General features: G+C 68.1%; 20 protein-coding genes, 1 tRNA gene, 1 other RNA gene and 3 pseudogenes. 18 read left to right on the top strand and 7 right to left on the bottom strand.

Going from position 1 to position 17,906, the window contains the following annotated elements; all coding sequences use genetic code 11:
- The first annotated feature begins 91 nt into the window (after window positions 1–91).
- Together ASD25_RS12715 and ASD25_RS12720 are read left to right on the top strand one after the other, a co-directional pair.
- Window positions 92–1,492: a M17 family metallopeptidase gene (locus tag ASD25_RS12715; RefSeq protein WP_056617338.1), complete on the top strand. Its 1,401-nt coding sequence runs from the start codon at window positions 92–94 to the stop codon at window positions 1,490–1,492.
- Window positions 1,493–1,546: 54 nt separating this feature from the next.
- Window positions 1,547–2,326 carry an NlpC/P60 family protein gene (locus tag ASD25_RS12720; protein ID WP_056617341.1) on the top strand — a complete coding sequence of 260 codons (780 nt, stop codon included), beginning with the start codon at window positions 1,547–1,549 and terminating at the stop codon, window positions 2,324–2,326.
- 81 nt (window positions 2,327–2,407) lie between these two features.
- Here the strand turns inward: ASD25_RS12720 and ASD25_RS12725 are convergent, their stop codons facing one another.
- Together ASD25_RS12725 and ASD25_RS12730 are read right to left on the bottom strand one after the other, a co-directional pair.
- The gene (locus ASD25_RS12725) at window positions 2,408–3,094 is read right to left on the bottom strand and encodes a polysaccharide biosynthesis/export family protein (RefSeq protein WP_056617344.1); all 687 of its coding nucleotides are present in this window, start codon (window positions 3,092–3,094) and stop codon (window positions 2,408–2,410) included.
- Window positions 3,095–3,333: 239 nt separating this feature from the next.
- Window positions 3,334–4,080: a cytochrome c family protein gene (locus ASD25_RS12730; RefSeq protein WP_056617347.1), complete on the bottom strand. Its 747-nt coding sequence runs from the start codon at window positions 4,078–4,080 to the stop codon at window positions 3,334–3,336.
- A gap of 161 nt (window positions 4,081–4,241) precedes the next feature.
- On the opposite strand from ASD25_RS12730, the gene ASD25_RS12735 reads away from it, so the two are divergent.
- Complete coding sequence (locus tag ASD25_RS12735) at window positions 4,242–4,970, top strand: 3-deoxy-manno-octulosonate cytidylyltransferase (RefSeq protein ID WP_082572389.1); 729 nt, start codon at window positions 4,242–4,244, stop codon at window positions 4,968–4,970.
- On the opposite strand, the gene nudC is transcribed toward ASD25_RS12735, so the two are convergent.
- A complete protein-coding gene (gene nudC / locus ASD25_RS12740) occupies window positions 4,967–5,779 on the bottom strand; it encodes an NAD(+) diphosphatase (RefSeq protein WP_235562717.1) in 813 nt (270 codons plus the stop codon). The genes ASD25_RS12735 and nudC overlap by 4 nt on opposite strands.
- Before the next feature lie 118 nt (window positions 5,780–5,897).
- On the opposite strand from nudC, the gene ffs reads away from it, so the two are divergent.
- The 6 genes and pseudogenes from ffs (at window position 5,898) to ASD25_RS12760 (ending at window position 9,484) form a co-directional block, all read left to right on the top strand.
- Window positions 5,898–5,993, top strand: an RNA gene (gene ffs / locus ASD25_RS29410) — signal recognition particle sRNA small type.
- 107 nt (window positions 5,994–6,100) lie between these two features.
- Complete coding sequence (locus ASD25_RS12745) at window positions 6,101–6,484, top strand: DUF3597 domain-containing protein (RefSeq protein WP_056617350.1); 384 nt, start codon at window positions 6,101–6,103, stop codon at window positions 6,482–6,484.
- Between the two features lie 82 nt (window positions 6,485–6,566).
- Window positions 6,567–7,358 (top strand): annotated as a pseudogene (gene dnaX / locus ASD25_RS12750) (DNA polymerase III subunit gamma/tau); the annotation flags it as partial.
- A 293-nt stretch (window positions 7,359–7,651) separates the two neighbouring features.
- Window positions 7,652–8,125, top strand: a pseudogene (locus ASD25_RS30445) (DNA polymerase III subunit gamma/tau); the annotation flags it as partial.
- 1 nt (window position 8,126) lies between these two features.
- Window positions 8,127–9,065, top strand: a pseudogene (locus ASD25_RS12755) (DNA polymerase III subunit gamma/tau); the annotation flags it as partial.
- A gap of 77 nt (window positions 9,066–9,142) precedes the next feature.
- Window positions 9,143–9,484, top strand: a complete 342-nt coding sequence (locus ASD25_RS12760; RefSeq protein WP_200943622.1) for a cupin domain-containing protein — start codon at window positions 9,143–9,145, stop codon at window positions 9,482–9,484.
- A 55-nt stretch (window positions 9,485–9,539) separates the two neighbouring features.
- On the opposite strand, the gene ASD25_RS12765 is transcribed toward ASD25_RS12760, so the two are convergent.
- Window positions 9,540–10,016: a hypothetical protein gene (locus ASD25_RS12765; RefSeq protein WP_056617359.1), complete on the bottom strand. Its 477-nt coding sequence runs from the start codon at window positions 10,014–10,016 to the stop codon at window positions 9,540–9,542.
- A 700-nt stretch (window positions 10,017–10,716) separates the two neighbouring features.
- Between ASD25_RS12765 and ASD25_RS12770 the strand changes: the two genes are divergently transcribed.
- Both ASD25_RS12770 and ASD25_RS12775 read left to right on the top strand, forming a co-directional pair.
- Entirely contained in the window at window positions 10,717–11,115 is a 399-nt protein-coding gene (locus ASD25_RS12770; protein WP_056617362.1) for a hypothetical protein, read from the top strand.
- A gap of 14 nt (window positions 11,116–11,129) precedes the next feature.
- On the top strand, window positions 11,130–11,501 hold the full coding sequence (locus ASD25_RS12775; protein WP_056617365.1) for a hypothetical protein: 372 nt from the start codon (window positions 11,130–11,132) through the stop codon (window positions 11,499–11,501).
- A 64-nt stretch (window positions 11,502–11,565) separates the two neighbouring features.
- On the opposite strand, the gene ASD25_RS30450 is transcribed toward ASD25_RS12775, so the two are convergent.
- Window positions 11,566–12,075: a hypothetical protein gene (locus ASD25_RS30450; protein ID WP_156389301.1), complete on the bottom strand. Its 510-nt coding sequence runs from the start codon at window positions 12,073–12,075 to the stop codon at window positions 11,566–11,568.
- A 131-nt stretch (window positions 12,076–12,206) separates the two neighbouring features.
- On the bottom strand, window positions 12,207–12,821 hold the full coding sequence (locus ASD25_RS12780; protein WP_056617368.1) for a malonic semialdehyde reductase: 615 nt from the start codon (window positions 12,819–12,821) through the stop codon (window positions 12,207–12,209).
- Between the two features lie 133 nt (window positions 12,822–12,954).
- On the opposite strand from ASD25_RS12780, the gene ASD25_RS12785 reads away from it, so the two are divergent.
- The 6 genes from ASD25_RS12785 to ASD25_RS12810 all read left to right on the top strand — a co-directional run bounded on the left by ASD25_RS12785 (window position 12,955) and on the right by ASD25_RS12810 (window position 17,028).
- Complete coding sequence (locus tag ASD25_RS12785) at window positions 12,955–13,284, top strand: YbaB/EbfC family nucleoid-associated protein (RefSeq protein ID WP_056617435.1); 330 nt, start codon at window positions 12,955–12,957, stop codon at window positions 13,282–13,284.
- Between the two features lies 1 nt (window position 13,285).
- On the top strand, window positions 13,286–13,888 hold the full coding sequence (gene recR, locus ASD25_RS12790; protein WP_056617371.1) for a recombination mediator RecR: 603 nt from the start codon (window positions 13,286–13,288) through the stop codon (window positions 13,886–13,888).
- Window positions 13,889–14,051: 163 nt separating this feature from the next.
- Window positions 14,052–15,320 carry a DNA recombination protein RmuC gene (gene rmuC, locus ASD25_RS12795; RefSeq protein WP_056617374.1) on the top strand — a complete coding sequence of 423 codons (1,269 nt, stop codon included), beginning with the start codon at window positions 14,052–14,054 and terminating at the stop codon, window positions 15,318–15,320.
- Between the two features lie 65 nt (window positions 15,321–15,385).
- Entirely contained in the window at window positions 15,386–15,847 is a 462-nt protein-coding gene (locus ASD25_RS33175) for a hypothetical protein (protein ID WP_056617377.1), read from the top strand.
- Between the two features lie 2 nt (window positions 15,848–15,849).
- The gene (locus tag ASD25_RS12805) at window positions 15,850–16,041 is read left to right on the top strand and encodes a helix-turn-helix transcriptional regulator (protein ID WP_056617379.1); all 192 of its coding nucleotides are present in this window, start codon (window positions 15,850–15,852) and stop codon (window positions 16,039–16,041) included.
- A 3-nt stretch (window positions 16,042–16,044) separates the two neighbouring features.
- Complete coding sequence (locus ASD25_RS12810) at window positions 16,045–17,028, top strand: TraB/GumN family protein (protein ID WP_056617382.1); 984 nt, start codon at window positions 16,045–16,047, stop codon at window positions 17,026–17,028.
- A 9-nt stretch (window positions 17,029–17,037) separates the two neighbouring features.
- Here ASD25_RS12810 and ASD25_RS12815 read toward each other — a convergent pair.
- A tRNA-Gly gene (locus ASD25_RS12815) sits at window positions 17,038–17,111 on the bottom strand.
- A 129-nt stretch (window positions 17,112–17,240) separates the two neighbouring features.
- Here ASD25_RS12815 and ASD25_RS12820 point away from each other — a divergent pair.
- Entirely contained in the window at window positions 17,241–17,903 is a 663-nt protein-coding gene (locus ASD25_RS12820; protein WP_056617384.1) for a hypothetical protein, read from the top strand.
- Window positions 17,904–17,906: the final 3 nt, after the last annotated feature.

The raw sequence follows: 17,906 nt of genomic DNA on the forward strand, positions 1-17,906 counted from the left end.
GAGGCGCTCCGGAAGTTTCGGGGCCAGACTCGGCGCTTCGCGTCAATCCTTGGTTAAGATCGGCCCCTGCCGGCCGGAAAGGCCGCCGTCCATGTCCGCCCTGCATCCCGACCTGCTGACCGCCGACGCCGAGGGCGCGATTCCGGTGCGGTTCGTGGGTCCCGGGGGGCGGATGGACGAAGACCTGCAAGGCTGGGCGGAAACCAACGGCTTCAAGGGCAAGCCCGGCCAGATGCTGGTCGCGCCCGACGGCGAGGGCGGGATCGCCGCGGTTCTGGTCGGGGCGGGGGAGACCTTCGATCCCATGTCCGCCCGCGCCCTGCCGGCGAAGCTGCCGCCGGGGCTCTATCGCCTCGAGGCGGAACCCGGGGACGCGCACGAGGCGGCTCTCGCCTTCCTGCTGGGGGCCTATGTCTTCGACCGCTACAAGGCCCGCCCCGAGCGCGACCGTGTGCGGCTGGTCGCGCCCGAAGGTCTTGATCTGGCGGCTACGACGCGCATCGCCTCGGCCTGCGCCCTCGCCCGCGAGATGGTCGACACGCCCGCCGCCGACATGGGGCCGCTGCAGATCGAGACCATCGCCCGGGAGATCGCGCAGGAGGCCGGCGCCACGATTACCGTCATTGCTGGCGACGCCCTGCTGGACGAGAACTATCCGGCCGTTCACGCCGTCGGCCGCGCCGCCGCTCCGCATCGTGCGCCCCGCGTCATAGAAATCGCCTGGAACCTGGACCGCGCCAACCTGCCGCTGGTCGCCCTGGTCGGGAAGGGCGTGGTGTTCGATTCCGGCGGGCTGGACATCAAGGCCGCCGCCGGCATGCGCAATATGAAGAAGGACATGGGCGGCTCGGCCCACGCCCTCGCGCTCGGCCGGCTGGTCATGCAGGCGGACCTGCCCGTGCGGCTGGTCGTGCTGGTCGCCGCCGTCGAGAACGCCATTTCCGCCGACGCCTTCCGCCCCGGCGACATCCTGTCCAGCCGCAAGGGCCTGACCATCGAGATCGGCAACACCGACGCCGAGGGTCGGCTGATCCTGGCCGACATCCTGACCCGGGCGGGCGAGCATTCTCCCGACCTGACGCTGGACTTCGCCACCCTGACCGGCGCGGCCCGCATCGCCCTCGGGCCCGAGTTGCCGCCGCTCTATACCGACGACGAAGACCTCGCCGCCGACCTGCTGGAAGCCGCCCGCGCGGTCGGCGATCCCCTGTGGCGGATGCCGCTGTGGCCCGGCTATCGCGCGGCGCTGGAAACCGAGATCGCCGACCTGCGCAACGACTCCGCCGCCTGGGCCCAGGCCGGTTCGGTGACCGCCGCCCTGTTCCTTCAGAAGTTCGCGCCGACCACCGGCGCCTGGGCGCATATGGACATCTTCGCGTGGAATCCCCGCGCCCGTCCCGGCTGGCCCGAGGGCGGCGAAGCCCAGGCTTTACGCGCCTGTTTCGAGATGTTGTCCCGCCGGTTTGGACACAAGAAAGCCTCCGTTCGTTAACGGCCCTTTCGGCTTCTTGCGCTACGACAATGGCTCAACCGGACGAGCCCACGCTTGACTGAAGCCGCCGCCATTCTGGACCCCCGCACCACGCTCGCCCGGCCCGATCTGGCCGAGCAGGCGCTGGAAGGCGTTGTTCGCGCCGCGGCCTTCCGGGCGGTCTGGCCCATGCATTGCGCGGTCCCTGTCGCGGACATCCATGCCGACGCCGCGCCCGGCGACCATCCGATCGACCAACTCATCTTCGGCGAGGCCTTCGACGTCCTCGACAGCCTTGATGACCGCCTGTGGGGTCGCGCCCGCCGCGACGGCGTGGTCGGCTGGGTCGATGCGGCCTGCCTCACCGGGGGCGCCCCTCTTGCGACCCACCGCATCGAAGCCGTCGACGGGGACCTGCCGCTGAACGCGCTGGTCTCCGGGCCTGAAAAGGGCGCTGGCGCGATCGGGTCCTTCGCCGATGACGTCGTCGAGGTTGCGCAGCGTTTTCTGGGCGTGCCGCACCGTCCGGGCGAACGCACCTCGCGTGGCACGGACTGCTGCGGTTTGGTGCAGCAGGCGCTGTACGCCTGCGGCCGCGCCGCACCGCGCTACGCTGACCAGCAGGCTGAACTGGGCGCCGGCGTTCCGGTCTCGGAGGCGCGACACGGCGACCTTGTTGTCTGGTTGTCGCCGGGCGAAGGTCCGTGGAACGGCCATGCCGGCTTCATCCTCGGTCCGGACCGCGTCCTGCACGCCACCGGCCATCACGGCGCCGTGGTGATCGAGGCCTTCGCCGAGGCCGACGCCCGGCATAGGGGCCCCAACGGCGCTGAACCCCTCATCCGCCGCCTCTGACCGCAAAAGAAAAGGGCGGCTCGAAGACCGCCCTTTCCGTTCACGTTGAACCCGGCCAACTTCTACAGCGAACCCCGCGCATTACAGATAGGCGAAGGCCGCCAACGCGGGCAGCACTGCAATAAGGTCGCGGTATCGGGCGTTCAGGCGGGAGGTGTCGACAACGACAACATCGTCGCCGAGGACCTCAGGATCGGGAGATTGACCGCGACGGATCGCTGCGAGATCGAAAACAGCGATCATGCGCCGGCCCTCAACCGTCCGGAACACCGCAACCTTTTTCAGGTCGGCGATTTGCGTCCCGCCTTCCGCCATGGCGACGGCTTGCAATAAGGTCGTGCGCCCGCGCATGACGTATACCCCCGGTTTAGTAACCGCTCCGTCGACGGTGACTTTTTGGCTCGCGGCTTCAGAAACCGAGACCGACACCTGCGGATTGCGCAGGTATCGTTCGCCCAGCCTTCTCTCGAGATCGGTCGACAATTCGGCAGGCGTCAGGCCAGCGGCTTGCACAGAGCCTAGCAAAGGCAGCTGCAACTTCCCGGAAGCGTCAACGAAAATCTCCTCGAAGGACAGGTCTTCAACCTGGAACACGGTCACGGCGAGCTTGTCGGAAGGGCCGATGCGATAGCCCGTCGCCTCGGGGCCGGACGAGCTGGTCACGAACTGCTCGGGATCGATGGTGCCCTCCGCGTTAAACGCCGCCGGGCCGCGCGTCCCACATCCGGCAAGAGTTGCGGCTGCAAGCAACAGGAGGAAATATCGCATTTGGAAAGCTTTATCCTTGGGATGACGGGGCATTACCCATCCCTGGAGAGGTTAGTGAGCCCGCGCCTAACTAGGCCGGAGCGCCCGCCGTTGTCCAGAGCCGGGGGCTCGCCGGACGTGGCGGAGGATCAGGCCGCTCCCCGCTCGCAAGGGATCGGAGCCCCGGTCGCGCCGCCATCGTGAACGCAAAGAAAAGGCGGCCCGCAGGCCGCCCTTTCATCACGAGATTGCGTACGCCCTTAGGCGTTCGGCGGGGCCGGGCTGGTCGAGGCCGGCGGTGCGGCGGGCGTCGCCGCCGTGGTCGGCTGGCCCGCAGCGCCGGTGGTCGGAGCCCCGCCGGTTTGGCCGCCGTTGGCGGCGCCGGCCGCTTCGGCGCCGGCGACGGGAGCCGCGCCTTCAACCGGAGCAGCGGGAGCGGCGCCGGGCTGACGCGCCGGATCGGGCGCGGGGATGGCCATGCCGCCCGAGCCCTGGCTGCGCAGCCAGGCGATCAGATTGACGCGGGTGTTGGTGTCGCGAATGCCGGCGAAGGACATCTTGGTGCCGGGCACGTGGCGGCCCGGCGCGGTGATGAACTGGTCCAGCTCGTCCAGGGTCCAGGTCGGCGCCTCGGCCTTGTGGGCGGCCATGGCGTCGGAATAGGCGAAGCCGGCGCGGTGCATGACCGGTCCGCCGACCACGCCGAACAGGTTCGGCCCGATGCCGTCAGGGCCACCCGAAACGGCGGTGTGGCAGGCCTGGCAGCGCGCGAAGGCGGCCTCGCCGGCGGCGAGATCGGCGGCGGGCAGGACCGTGCCCCAGTCGGGCGGCAGGACGGCTTCGGCGGGTCCGCCGGCGGCCTCTTCCGGCGCGTCGACAAAATAGCCCATCTTTTCAGGAGTCTCGGCGTGATAAACGAGGGCCGTGCCCTCCTTCACCACCAGGATCACAAAGGCGGTCGCCAGAGCGGCGCCCATAATCTTGTTCCACTTCAGATCGCCGCTCATGCGCGTCGTCTCATCCCGTATCTGAGGCCCGACCGTATGACCGGCGGGGCGAATTCTTGCGTGGGCGTCTCTTACACGCTAGCGCGGCCTTCGCAACCGGCGGAAGGTCGTCTGGCTGTCGCAGTCCCCATCCGCCTCCAGGACTTGCCCAAGGACTTGACGTGAACCCGCTGATCCTGATCCCCGCCCGCATGGCCGCGACCCGGCTGCCGAACAAGCCGCTGGCCGACATCGGCGGCGTGCCGATGATCGTGCGGGCCTACCGTCAGGCCGCCCTGTCGGGCCTGCCCGTCGCCGTCGCCGCGGGCGATGCGGAGATCGTCTCAGCGATCGAGGCCGACGGCGGCGTCGCCGTCCTGACCGATCCCGACCTGCCCTCGGGTTCGGACCGCATCCGGGCCGCGCTGGACGCCATCGATCCGGGCGGATTGCATGACGCCGTCATCAACCTGCAGGGCGACATGCCCTTCGCAGACCCCGGACTGGCCACGGCCTGCGCCGCCCTTCTTCACGGCGAGCCGGCCTGCGACATCGCCACCCTGATCGCGCCCGAGGCCGACGCCTCGGACCGGACCAATCCCGACGTGGTCAAGGCGGTGGTGGCCCTGTCCGAAGGCGAGCGTCAGGGCCGCGCCCTCTATTTCACCCGCTCGACCCTGTTCGGGGACGCGCCTGTCTGGCGGCACATCGGCCTGTACGGCTACCGCCGTGCGGCGCTGGAGCGATTCTGCGCCGCGCCGCCGTCGCCGCTGGAGCGCCGCGAGAAGCTGGAACAGCTCCGCGCCCTCGAGATGGGTCTGCAGATCTGGGCCGCCGTCATCGATGACGCGCCGCTGTCGGTCGACAACCCCGACGACCTCGCGGCCGCCCGGGCCATCGCCGCCCGCTAGGCCTCGAACCCGTCGACCCACGCCTGGATCAGCGTCCGGGCGATGGCGATCCGGGCCGGCGCCTTGATCGAGGGATGGGTTCCCGCCAACACGGCCGCCGCCTCCGCGCGCGTCAGCCAGGCCACCGCCTCCAGCTCGGTCTGGTCGGGCCGGGCGTCCATGCTGTCGACCTCGGCGATCAGGCCGATCATCAGCTGCGACGGAAAGGGCCAGGGCTGGCTGGAGTGATAGCGTACGGCTGTCACCGTAAGCCCGGCCTCCTCCTCGATCTCCCGCGCGCAGGCGGCCTCGATCGTCTCGCCCGGCTCAAGGAACCCGGCCAGCGCCGACATCCGCCCCTCGGGCCAGACGGCCTGCCGTCCCAGCAGGCAGATCGGCTCGGCGCCGCCCCTGTAGACCGGCAGCATGATGGTCACCGGATCGACGCGCGGGAAATGCTCGGTCTTGCAGGCGGGGCAGATGCGCTTCCACCCGCCGCACGCGTTCTCGCTCTCGACCCCGCAGGCCGCGCAGAAGCCATGCCGCCGCCGCCAGTCGAACAGCGACTTGGCCGTCCCGGCCATGGCCGCATCCGGCCCCGGCAGCATGGCGGCCGCTTCGCGCATCTCATGGAAGGCGCCGAGGCCCGCCAGTGGTCCCGCCGCCGGATCGATCGAGCCCTCGATCTCCACCGCGAAACACGGCGCGCCCTTCCACAGGCCGAGGAACAGCTCCCGGTCCGGCGCCACGGCGCGGGCGTGGGTCAGGGCCAACCATGCCAGTCGGGGTTCGCCCGCCTCGACCAGCGGCTTGCCCTCCCAAAGGACCATGGCGACGGCTTCCGGGCTGGCGGCCTGTTCGGCCAGCCACTCCGGATCGCTGCGAAGGTCGCCGGCCCGGTCGAGCGGATTGCCGGAGAAGGTGTTGAGAACGGGGAGGGCATATCGGCCTTGGAGATCGCGGGCGAAGGCTTCGCCAACCTGGTCAGGGCCGGAAGGCAGCAGCCACAACGAATTCCCCTTCGGGTCGCGGTCTCCACTTCCTTTTTTGATGCGCTAACGCTCGCGACGCGGTCGCTCGCTGCTTGAGCGCGGGCGGAACTCCCGCCCTGTCCATCCGCTGTTGAGGCTCACCCCCTTCAGGAGCGGACCATGAGCATTCTCGGCAACATCCTCGGCAAGATCTTCAAGCGGCGCGAAACCGCGACCCCGACGGCCGCGCCGGCTCCGACCGCCGCCCCGACGACCACGACGACGACCTTCGCCCCGGCCGCGGCCGCGCCGGTCGATGTCGACGGCATCCTCGACTTCATGAACGAGCAGCGGGACCAGAAGCTGAACTGGCGCACCTCCATCGTCGACCTGATGAAGCTGACCGGCATGGACTCGACCCTGGCCGAGCGCCGTGAACTGGCCGGCGAGCTGGGCTACACCGGCGACACCTCCGACACCGCCTCGATGAACATCTGGCTGCACAGGCAGGTCATCCAGCGCATCAAGGACAACGGCGGCCAGATCCGCGACATGACCGACTGATCCACATCGTCTTCCTCGCGAAAGCGGGGAGCCTTGCGGCGAGGGGGTGCGCGACGCGGCCCTCTCGCTGTAAGACGGAAGGATGAGCGACGCCGACCTGAGTCCCGATGGCCCTCCCTGGGAGGAGGACGCGCCCGAAGGCGAGGAGCGCGACCCCAATACCGAGGACATGTTCGGCGCGCCGGAGCCCGCCGGCATGCGCGAGGCCGAAGCCGCCGCGGCTCCCGTCGAGCCGGAGCCGAAGGCCGCTGCGCCGGCCGATGACGGCCCGGCCGCCCATGTCGACGACGGCGAGGCCTACACCGTCCTCGCCCGCAAATACCGGCCGCACACCTTTGAGGACCTGATCGGCCAGGAGGCCATGGTCCGAACCCTGACCAACGCCTTCGCGACCGGCCGCATCGCCCACGCCTTCATGCTCACCGGCGTCCGCGGGGTCGGCAAGACGACCACCGCCCGCCTGCTGGCGCGGGCGCTCAACAACGAAACCGACACTATCGACCGCCCCTCGCTGGCCCTGACCGATCAGGGCCGCCACGACGGCGCCATCATGGCCGGCCAGCACATGGACGTGGTGGAGATGGACGCCGCCTCCCACACGGGCATCGACGGCATTCGCGACATCATCGAAAGCGTCCGCTACGCCCCGGTCGAGGCGCGCTACAAGGTCTACGTCCTCGACGAAGTCCATATGCTGTCGAACCAGGCCTTCAACGCCCTGCTGAAGACGCTGGAAGAACCGCCGCCCCACGCCAAATTCATCTTCGCCACCACCGAGATCCGCAAGGTGCCGGTGACCATCCTCAGCCGCTGCCAGCGCTTCGACCTGCGCCGCGTCGAGCCGGAGATCCTCGTCGAACACCTCGCCCGCATCGTGTACACCAGCGCACCCTGTCCCCTGAGGACGCGCCCGACGTCGCCACCGTCATCACCATCGGCTTCGAGAAGGGGCGCCGAATATCTGCAGGAAAAGGGCATGGTCGACCGCGTCGTCGCCCGTGAGGCCCTGCCGGTGGTGCTGGGCCAGATCCTGTCGATGCTGATGGGCGGGCGGCGTCGGGCGGCCTGAGCGCCGTGGACCCGATCTCCGAACGCCTGAGGGCGCGGCACCCCCAACGGATCGACCTGTCTCTGGCCTGGTGGTCTGGCGCGGACAAGGCCGACCTNCACGCCAAATTCATCTTCGCCACCACCGAGATCCGCAAGGTGCCGGTGACCATCCTCAGCCGCTGCCAGCGCTTCGACCTGCGCCGCGTCGAGCCGGAGATCCTCGTCGAACACCTCGCCCGCATCGCCGACCGCGAGGGGATGAAGATCGAGCAGGACGCCCTGGCCCTGATCGCCCGCGCGGCCGAGGGCTCGGTCCGCGACGGCCTGTCATTGCTGGATCAGGCCCTCGTCCAGGGCGAGCGCGGCGAGATGGTCAAGACCGAGGTCGTGCGTGATATGCTGGGTCTGGCCGACCGCAGCCAGACCATCGCCCTGTTCGAATCCATCATGGCCGGCCGCACGCCCGAGGCGCTGGAGCTGTTCCGCACCCTCTACGGCTACGGCGCCGATCCGGTGCAGGTGACCAACGATCTGCTGGAGCATTGCGACGACCGGGGCGAGATCGTCTCCAGCTATGACAAGCTGCACGTCNCTCGCCGTCAGGCGCCGCGCCGGATGCTGGGTCTGGCCGACCGCAGCCAGACCATCGCCCTGTTCGAATCCATCATGGCCGGCCGCACGCCCGAGGCGCTGGAGCTGTTCCGCACCCTCTACGGCTACGGCGCCGATCCGGTGCAGGTGACCAACGATCTGCTGGAGCATTGCCACGCCGCCTCGGTGGCCAAGATGCTGGGGCCGCAGGCGACGCGCCTGCCCAATGATCAGGCGCAGAAGCTGACGGCGCTCGGCGCGGTCATTTCGGCCGGGACCCTCGCGCGTGTCTGGCAGATGCTGCTGCGGGCCCTCGACGAGGTCCGCCGCGCGCCCAATCCCGCCGACGCCGTCGAGATGGCCATCGTCCGCCTCGCCTACGCCGCCGACCTGCCCGGACCGGAAGAGGCGCTCAAGGCCCTGCGCGACGGCGAGCCCATGCCGGGCGGCGCCGCCCCGCGCGGTCCCTCCGGCGGTGGCGGCGGAGGCGGCGGCGCTTCGGCCCAGCTGGCCGCGCGCCCGGTCGCCGCGCCGTCCCTGCCGGACCCGCAGTCGTTCGAACAGGTCGTCGCCCTGATCGGCGAGAAGCGCGAGGTCGGCCTGCAGATGGACGTTCAGCGCTACGTCCGCCCCGTGGCCTTCAAGCCCGGCGCCATCACCTATGAAAGCCTCGAGGGCGCGCCGTTCGACCTCGCCCGCAAACTGGCCTCCCGCCTGAAGGACTGGACCGGCCGCACCTGGCTGATCGCCGCCAACGGCCAGGGCGGCGGCGAGACCATGATCGAGATCGACCGCCGCAAGCGGGGCGAGGAGCGGGCGGAGATCGAGGCCGATCCCTTCATCGTATCCGTGATGGAGGCTTTCGATCGGCGAGATCAAGACGCTGGCCCCGGCGGTTGAACTGCCGGCGATCCCGGACGAGCCGGTGGAAGAAGACTGAGGCAGAGACAAGGGATGGCGCGCAGGGACTTCGACCCGACGACCGTAAAGGCCGATGGACGTCCCGCGAGCAAGGCCATGCTCTTTGACCCCGCGAGCAGCGGTCCATGGCGCGGATCCATCGATGGTCTGACGCTGGGCGGGCAAAACACCGTCCTGGCCTACGGCACGGATGCCATCGGCGCGGGCCCGCGGCTGCACGTCCACCCCTACGACGAGACCTTCATCGTCATCGCGGGCCGCGCCCGCTTCTTTGTCGGCGACACGACGCTGGACGCCGGCGAGGGAGAAGTCGTCTTCGGGCCCGCGGGCGTCCCTCACAGGTTCGAAAACCTCGGACCGGGCCGCCTTCAGACGATCGACATCCACCATTCGCCGACGTGGATCCAGACGGATCTGGACGAGGCTTCGCAGGTGTAGACCCGCCGACGGCTGAACGGCCGGAAGGCTGATATCCGCTTTCGACCCATAGCGGTCATTGACCCGACACCTCGAGCCGGACATGCGCCTCACGCACATCCAGCAGAACCAAGCCTACGTCAACGCCGCCGCGGAACGACCCCGGGACAAGTTTGTCCATAGGCAGTCGCTGCGTTCCGAACGCCTCGGTCGTCACGCCGATATGGTGGCCCGCCCACCGCATCTCCCCCGTCAGAACCTCCGCGTCATGCTGGACGACGGGGCGAACCTCCCCTCCCACCAGCTGCTTCAGACGCTCCCAGTCGAAACCATCTCCGCGCACCGGTGCGAGGACGTGCAATTGCTGAGGCGCCTCGCCTCGGCGTTCGTATCTGAAAACGAGAATTCGCCAGCCCTCACCCCATGCACCCGGGGGCACAGGCCGGTAGCGCAAGCGGCGAGCGGCCCGTGTCAGCGCCCCCTTGGCTTTGAAGTAAAGCCGCCCGTATCGCGACGGCACACGATCCGCCATGAGCGCATCCAGACTGAACATCACTTCGCCCCTGCATCTGCACAAGCTTGAGATGGCGCGAGCGTCCCGACCCGCACCGGCTAACGTCGGACCCAGCTTAACCTTGGGAATGTCCGGTTTGCACCGCAGTGAAACGGACTGCTCCCGACCCATTGCGGACCTTGTTCCCAGGGCACCCTAGAGGGACGACGCGGCCTGCTCATATCGTTCGAGTTCAAGCTTTTGGCGGCGCGACCGAATCTCCGTCTTTTCGAAAAAGTGGCCCTCGGTCAGATTACCGACAAAGCTACAGCTTCGGCCTTCAGTGCGTTCAAATCCCGGACTGTCGATAAGCCCAAAGACGCCAACGTGTCACTTGGATCGACCAGATGAGCCACGGGCCAACAAGCGCGCAGGCGACCAGTAGAAGTGTCCCCGGTCCCAGTTGGTCGACCAACGCCGTTTGGGTGTTGAGGAACCAGATTAGGAGACCCAAGGCTACAACATAGGCAGCAAGGACCGAGCCGGTGACCCACACCCAACCGATCCACGCTGCACGACGTGGAGTCATTTCCGATTTCGGCACAAGCAATCCCCTCCGGCAACTTCGCCATTTATGGCACGAGCGTCAACGTCCGCTAGCCCACCCTCAGGCTACCTTCGGCTTCCGACCCGTAGCGGGCATTTTCAAGTCGGCTACTGTCTGGGATAACACTGCGTCTTCATCTCACAGGAAGGTCATATGAAACGGGTCGTCGGCGCGCTCTTCGCGTTCAGTCTGATTGCTTCGTCCGCCACGGCCCAGACCTCAATCGGGCCGGGCGAGCGTGTTCAAGGCGTCCTCAACGCGACCGATCGAACGCTCGCCGACGGCAGCCGCTACGATTGCTTCACACTGCTAGCCGCTGCGGGCGAGAGCGTCGTCATCACCCTTAGATCAACTGAGTTCGACGCGTATTTGAGCATCACGGTTGGTACCGACTGCACTAATCCGGTTGCTCTTGGGACGGACGACGACAGCGCGGGCGGCAACGATGCTCAAATCCGGATGACTTTGGGCCAAGGCCCTCATTCGTTCCGCGCGAACGCCTACCGCGCCGGTCAAGGCGGACGTTACGAGTTGGTAGTCGAGCGGCGCTGAGATAGTCGCAGCGCATGCTTCAACGCGTCCGTTTACGCATACCGTCAGGCTGGATGATCGGCATTAACAGTCTCTACGAGGGCATGGACACGCCAGACCTGCCCGTGTCTTCGGTGTTGTTCGCCGCGTGGAATGAAGGCCGACGGTTCAGGATCGACGTTGAATGGCGACCAGACATGCTCCCCGCCGAACGCTTCGTCCTGACGGTGTTCTACCAACCTTGGCCACGGGACGAGCGCGGCCGACGCCGCAAGCACATCCCGTTCGCCTTCGACATGAACGAGGAAACAGTGGAGACGTCGAAGACCGAGTCCTACAGCGAACTCCTGTTGCAGGTCGAAGATTGGTTGGACCGATGCACCGGCTGGTGCCGCGAGGGGAACTAACAGATTGTGCGAGTCCGCTCCCGACCCGTTGCGGACAGCGAACCCTACTGGAGGTTGGCCTCGCTCAACGCACCCAGCGTCGACCGAACAGTTTCCTTCGGGACACATCTGGACCTGCAGCGAGCCGCTCAGCGCGAACAGCCTTAGAAATATGTTCTGACGCTTCAGCGATCTTGCTGTCGCAGACGCCCACTTGCCATCCAATCCAGCCTGCGTCGGACATTGCCTTCTTCGCTTGCCGCCAAGCGACCCGCGCGTCTATCCACTGGTTAGTCTCCGTGAGCGCATGGGCCTTGCACTCCAGCAGCGAGGCAAGCCTCGCTGGTGTACCGAACGCATTACAGAGTGCGAGCGCATCATCGGCGTAGCGCAACACCTCATCGTAACGCTGCGTCGCTCGGTCGACCTCGACCAGACCCGCCCGCGCGTTGGCATGCACTCCTAGCGCCCGGGCAGCATCGGCCAAGCGAGCCGCGCGAAGATAACCGATGCGCGCGAGGTCGTAACAGCCGTTTAGCTGATGATTCCGAGCCTCTTTGAAAAGAGCGGTCGCTTCTTCTTCGTCAGAAACCATCCTGGTCTCCCAAACCTGCTCTTCTTTCAGCAAAGTTGGGAAACAGGCGGCAAGTTCGCAATGTCCGCTTCCCACCCATTGCGGACCGTCGGCGCGTCCGTTCCCGGACGCGCCTGTCTTTGTCCGGCGCCCTACAGAATCTGCGCCGCTTCCTCGAACGTCAGCCGCGGCGACCGCGGGAACAGGTTCTCGTCCGTGCCGTAGCCGAGGTTGACGACGAAGTTTGGCTCGACCGTCGTGCCGCCGAAGAACTCCGCCTTCACCCCCTCGGCGTCAAAGCCCGACATCGGGCCGACATCCAGCCCGAGGGCCCGCGCCGCAAGCAGGAAATAGCCGCCCTGAAGGGAGGCGTTGCGGAAGGCGGTCTCGCGCCGGCCGGCTTCTTCGCCGAACCAGTCCTTCGCCCCCGGCGCATGCGGGAACAGGACCGGCAGATGTTCGTGGAATTCAATATCCTGGCCGATGATCACATTGACCGGCGCCTGCAGCGTCTTGGCCCGGTTGGCCTCGGCCATCAGCGGGGCCAGCCGCGCCTTGGCCTCGGGCGAGGTCACGAACAGGAACCGCGCCGGCGTGGCGTTGACCGCCGTCGGGCCGAATTTCGTCAGATCGTACAGCTGCCGCAGCAGAGCCTCGGGCACGGGCCGGTCGCTCCACGCGTTCCGCGTCCGGGCGCCGGTGAACAGTTGCGAAAGTGCGGCCTCGCTCAGGGGCGTGTCGCGAACAGGGGAAGCGTCGAAGGCCATAACCGGCTCCAATCAGAAACAACAACGGTTGCTAATTAAGCCGATCCATGGACGCTTCAAGGGGTATGAGAACAAATACTGTTGCTATTTTTCCGGCCTGTCGTTCGGCCATGCGAACGCCTATCTTGAGGCCATGAAAGACCTCAACGCCCTCATGCAACAGGCCCAGGCGATGCAGCAGAAGCTGCAGGACGCGCAGGCTAAAATGGCTGAAACGACCGCGTCCGGAACCTCGGGCGGCGGACTGGTGACCGTGGCGCTCAAGGGCGCCGGCGAAATCACCTCCATCGTCATCGACGACAGCCTGCTGGTTCCCGGCGAGGGCGAGATCCTGGCCGATCTGGTCGTCGCCGCCCACGCCGACGCCAAGCGCAGGCTGGACGAGGTCAACAGCGCCCTGATGCGCGAGGCCGCCGGGCCGATGGCCGCGATGAACATTCCCGGCATGCCGAAACTCTTCTGATTTGGCAGCCTCCGCCGGACCCGAGATCGAGCGACTGATCAGCCTGCTGGCCAAGCTGCCGGGCATGGGTCCGCGCTCGGCCCGGCGCGCGGCCCTGGCCCTGCTGAAGAAGCGCGATCAGCTGCTGGTCCCGCTGGCCGCCTCGCTGGCGGAGACGGCCGAGAAGGTGTCGTCCTGCTCGGTCTGCGGCGCGCCGGATACCCGTAATCCCTGTTCGATCTGTTCTGACGGTTCGCGCGACAACGCCCTGATCTGCGTGGTCGAGGAGGCGGGCGCCCTGTGGGCCATGGAGCGGTCCGGCGCCTTCCGCGGCAAATACCATGTGCTGGGCGGGTTGCTGTCGGCGCTGGATGGCGTCGGCCCCGATGCGTTGCGGGTGGCGGAACTGGTCGGACGCGTGCGTGGCGGCGAGGCGAAGGAGGTGGTCCTGGCCCTGCCGGCCACCGTCGATGGCCAGACCACGGCCCACTATCTCGCCGAGCGGCTGGCCGAATCCGGCGTGACCATCACTTCGCTGGCGCGCGGCGTGCCGGTCGGCGGCGAACTGGACTGGCTGGACGACGGCACCATCATCCAGGCCCTGAGGCAGCGCCGCCCCGCCTGATCGATGCGACCGTTTCTGACGCAGGGAGGATGCAGGCTGCGCAAATGACGCCCGCCACCCGATCTCCGAGACCTGTTCGACGCGCACGAAGCGCACGATGTGAACGGTGCGCACTGTGTTTTTTCAGTTCGCCGCGTCCGGCGACTCCCGGTAGGAACGGAGCATGAACGCCTCCCTGTCCCTCGCCGTCGCCTTCGGCGTCGTCGCCGTCATCGCCCTGTTCTGGGCCCTGATGGAGCGGCGCCGTGCCTCCGCCGCCGACACCCGGGCATGGCAGTTGCGCGAGCAGTACGCCGAGACCGAGGCCCGCATGCGCCTGTTCGAGGATCAGGCCGCGACCTCGACAGAACTGCTCCGCGCCCAGGCCGCCCAGTCCGCCAGTACGGTCGCCGAGGAGCTGCTGAAGCGCACCGACGAGACCTTCCGCAATCGGGAACTGATGTCGCAACAGCGGATGGAGGCCCAGCTCAAGCCCGTCGCCGACACGCTGAAACTGTTCCAGGAACACGTCGCCGCGCTGGAGAAGGCCCGCAACGAGGAGACCGGCGGACTGAAGGAGCAGCTGGCCCTGCTGATGACCGCCTCGACCGCCACCCGCGACGAGGCGCGGCGCCTGACCGAGGCCCTGCGAGGCAACACCGGCCGCCGCGGCCGCTGGGGCGAACAGACCTGCCGCAATGTGCTGGAGGCCGCGGGCATGGCCGGCCGGTTCGACTTCGAGGAGCAGACCTCCTCGGCCGACGACGCCGGCCGACAGCAGCGCCCCGACTTCGTGGTCCGCCTGCCCGGCGGCGGCATGTTCGTGATCGACGCCAAGGTGTCGCTGGCCTTCGGCGACGCGGCAGACGGCGACGAGGAGGCGCAGGCGAAGGCCGCATCCCTGCGCACCGCGACCAGCATGAAGACCCACGTCCGCCAGCTGTCGTCCAAGGCCTATCAGGACCAGTTCAAGCCCAGCCCCGACTTCGTCGCCATGTTCGTGCCCGGCGACGCCTTCCTCGCCGCCGCCCTCGACCACGAGCCGGACCTGATGACCACGGCCATGGCCTCGCGCGTCGTCATCGTCACCCCGACCACCCTGTTCGCCCTGTGCAAGGCTGTCGCCTACGGCTGGCGCGCCGAGGAGCAGGCCCGCAACGCCGAGGACGTCGCGAAACTGGGCAAGGAGCTCTACAAACGCCTGTCGGTCATGGGCGGCCACGCCGCCGCCGTGGGTCGGGCGCTCGACACGGCCGTCGGCAAATACAACCAGTTCGTCGGTTCTCTGGAGAGCCAGGTCATGGTCTCGGCCCGCCGCTTCGAGGACCTGCAGGTCGACCACGAAGGCAAGGACCTGCCCGAGCTGGCGCCGGTCGACCAGTCGCCGCGCGGGCTCAGCCGGCCCGAACTGGTCGCCGGCGAAAACCGGGCCGCAGCGCTGCCCGACGCCTGACAAGGTTGCTTGACATCTGATTGCATCAATGTAAAACACCCTTGTCTTAGCGCCGAGGGGAAGCCATGTCGAAACGTCTCTGGCCCGTGATCGGGAAAACCATTCTGGGCCTCGCCGGGTTGCTGGTTCTGATGTTCGTCGCGGGCATCGCCGTCGGCTTCTTCAGCGCCCACAACAATGTGTCGGCTGACGGGGCGTTCGCGACGGTGATGATCATATTCACCGTCATGCTGATGGTCGGCGCCATGGTCATGAGCGTCGCCTGGATGCGCGCCATCGATGAGGCCGCGCGCGAGGCCCACAAGGCGGCGTGGTTCTGGGGCGGTTGCAGCGGCATGGCCGTGGGCTCCGCCGGGATCGTCCTCGCCGGCCTGCCGCAGGCCCGGGCCCTCCAGTTCGTCGCCTGGGACGGCCGGACCGATCCCGTCGCCTACATGGCGACCGGCGCACTCGCCATGATGTTGCTCATGACGCTCGGCTACATCATCGTCTGGGCATGGTGGTGGCTGGCCCGGACCCGGGGCTGAGCATGAACAACCGCCTGAAGGTGCTGCGCGCCGAGCGGAACTGGAGCCAGGCTGATCTGGCTGACGCCCTCGGCGTCTCGCGCCAGACCGTCAACGCCCTCGAAACCGGCCGCTACGACCCCTCTCTCCCGCTCGCCTTCCGCATCGCGAAGGTGTTCGCCTCCCCCATCGAATCCATCTTCTCCGAGGACTGAGCCATGACCGTTTCCACCTTCCGTACCCAGGCCGGGCATATGGCTCGCACCGCGCTCGGAGCCGTACTGGGCCTCAGCCTCGCCGGCGCCGTGATCTTCCAGCCCGTCCAGGCCTTCGCCCAAGCTACCGCCGCAGCCGCCACTCCGGTCCCCGCCGCCCGCGTTGTCGCCCGGGCCGAAGGCGCCGGCCCGGCCCTGTGGGCCATACGCGACGCCGACTCGACCATCTATCTGTTCGGCACGGTTCACGTCCTGCGTCCGACCACCGCGTGGGGCTCGGCCAGGGTCGACGCCGCCTTCGCCAGCGCCGACGACGTCTGGTTTGAAGTCTCCAACCCCGACGATCAGGCGGCCATCGTGCCCGTCATCCAGCAGTATGGCGTGTCGCCCGACCGCCCCCTGTCCAGCCTGCTGACGGCCGAGGAGCTGACAGACCTGAACGCCGCCGCCGCCGCCGCCGGCCTGACCGCCGCCCAGATCGACCCTTTCCGTCCGTGGCTGGCGGCCGTGACCCTGTCGCTCGCCCCTATGGTCAAGGCTGGCTACGACCCCCAGTCGGGCGTCGAACGGATTCTCAAGGCGCGCGCCGATGCGGCGGGAACGCCGGTCCACGGCTTCGAAACCCTCGATAAACAGATCGGCATCATCGCCGGCATGTCGGAAGCGGATCAGCTCGACTTCCTGCGCGCGACACTGGAGGCCTACGACGAGGCCACGACCGAGCTGGACGCCATGGTCAACACCTGGGCCGCCGGGGATCTGGACGCCTTTGAAAAGATATCGGTCGACGAGATGCGGGACGAAGCGCCAGCTGTCTATCAGGCCCTGCTGGTACAGCGGAACACGGACTGGGCGGGCCAGATCCAGACGCTTCTGGCGGGCTCGGGCACAGCCTTCATCGCCGTAGGCGCGGCCCATCTCGCGGGCGACGACAGCGTGCAGGAAATCCTTGCGGATCGCGGCGTCGCCGTCACCCGCGAAGAGTAGGGCGACGGCTGGAGCGGGCGGCGGGAATCGAACCCGCACGAAAAGCTTGGGAAGCTTTCAGGCTACCACTACATCACGCCCGCGGAGCCGCCGCAGGCGCTTCAAGCGTCCCGCCGTTCTGTCTTGTCGCAAGGGCGCGGGGACCGGTCTCAAGGCCGTGGACAGGGCATGGGCCGGGCTGCATCGAGCGAGGCTCGACAAGGAGCCCTCCGATGATCCGCACGCCCCTTCTGCTCGCTGCCGGCCTGACCGTGGTCGCCAGCCCCGTGATGGCCCAGGACCTGTTGGAGCGGATGGCGCGCGCCGCCGTGGAGCGCGCTGCGACCGCAGCCGCCCAACGCGCCGCCGGCGCCGCCGTCTCGGCGGCCACCGCGCAGCACCCCGCGCCGGCCGGGACCCCTCCGCCATCGGCCCGCGCGTCCGCCGCCCAAGCGCCCGGCGCGGCGGGTCGCACGAGCTTTGCGGCGCCGGCGCCGATCAACTACAGCGCCGCCCTGCAGTCGCCACGCCAGCTGGAGTTCTCGGCCGAGGACGCCGGCGGCAAGCAGCGTCTGATGGAGTTCAGCCGCTTCAGCTGCGACGCCTGCGAGGGCGGCCGGGCCTACGGTTCCTGGATCGGCCACTACGTGAGCTCGTTGTTCGGCGACGGCCTGCCGCGCCGGGTGCAGACGATGAGGGTCGGCGACAAGATCGACTGGCAGGTGCCGCAGATGGGCGGCTCAGGCCGGATGGAGGTCATCAACGACCAGCCGATCGGCCCGTGGGCCTGCAAGCAGATCCGCTGGACCATCACCCGCAGCCAGCAAAGCGAAAGCCGGCTTGGCCTGTTCTGCGAAATGAGCGGATCGGCGACGGGTTGGTTCGAAATCCTCTGACCG

The sequence above is a fragment of the Brevundimonas sp. Root1423 genome (genome assembly GCF_001426805.1).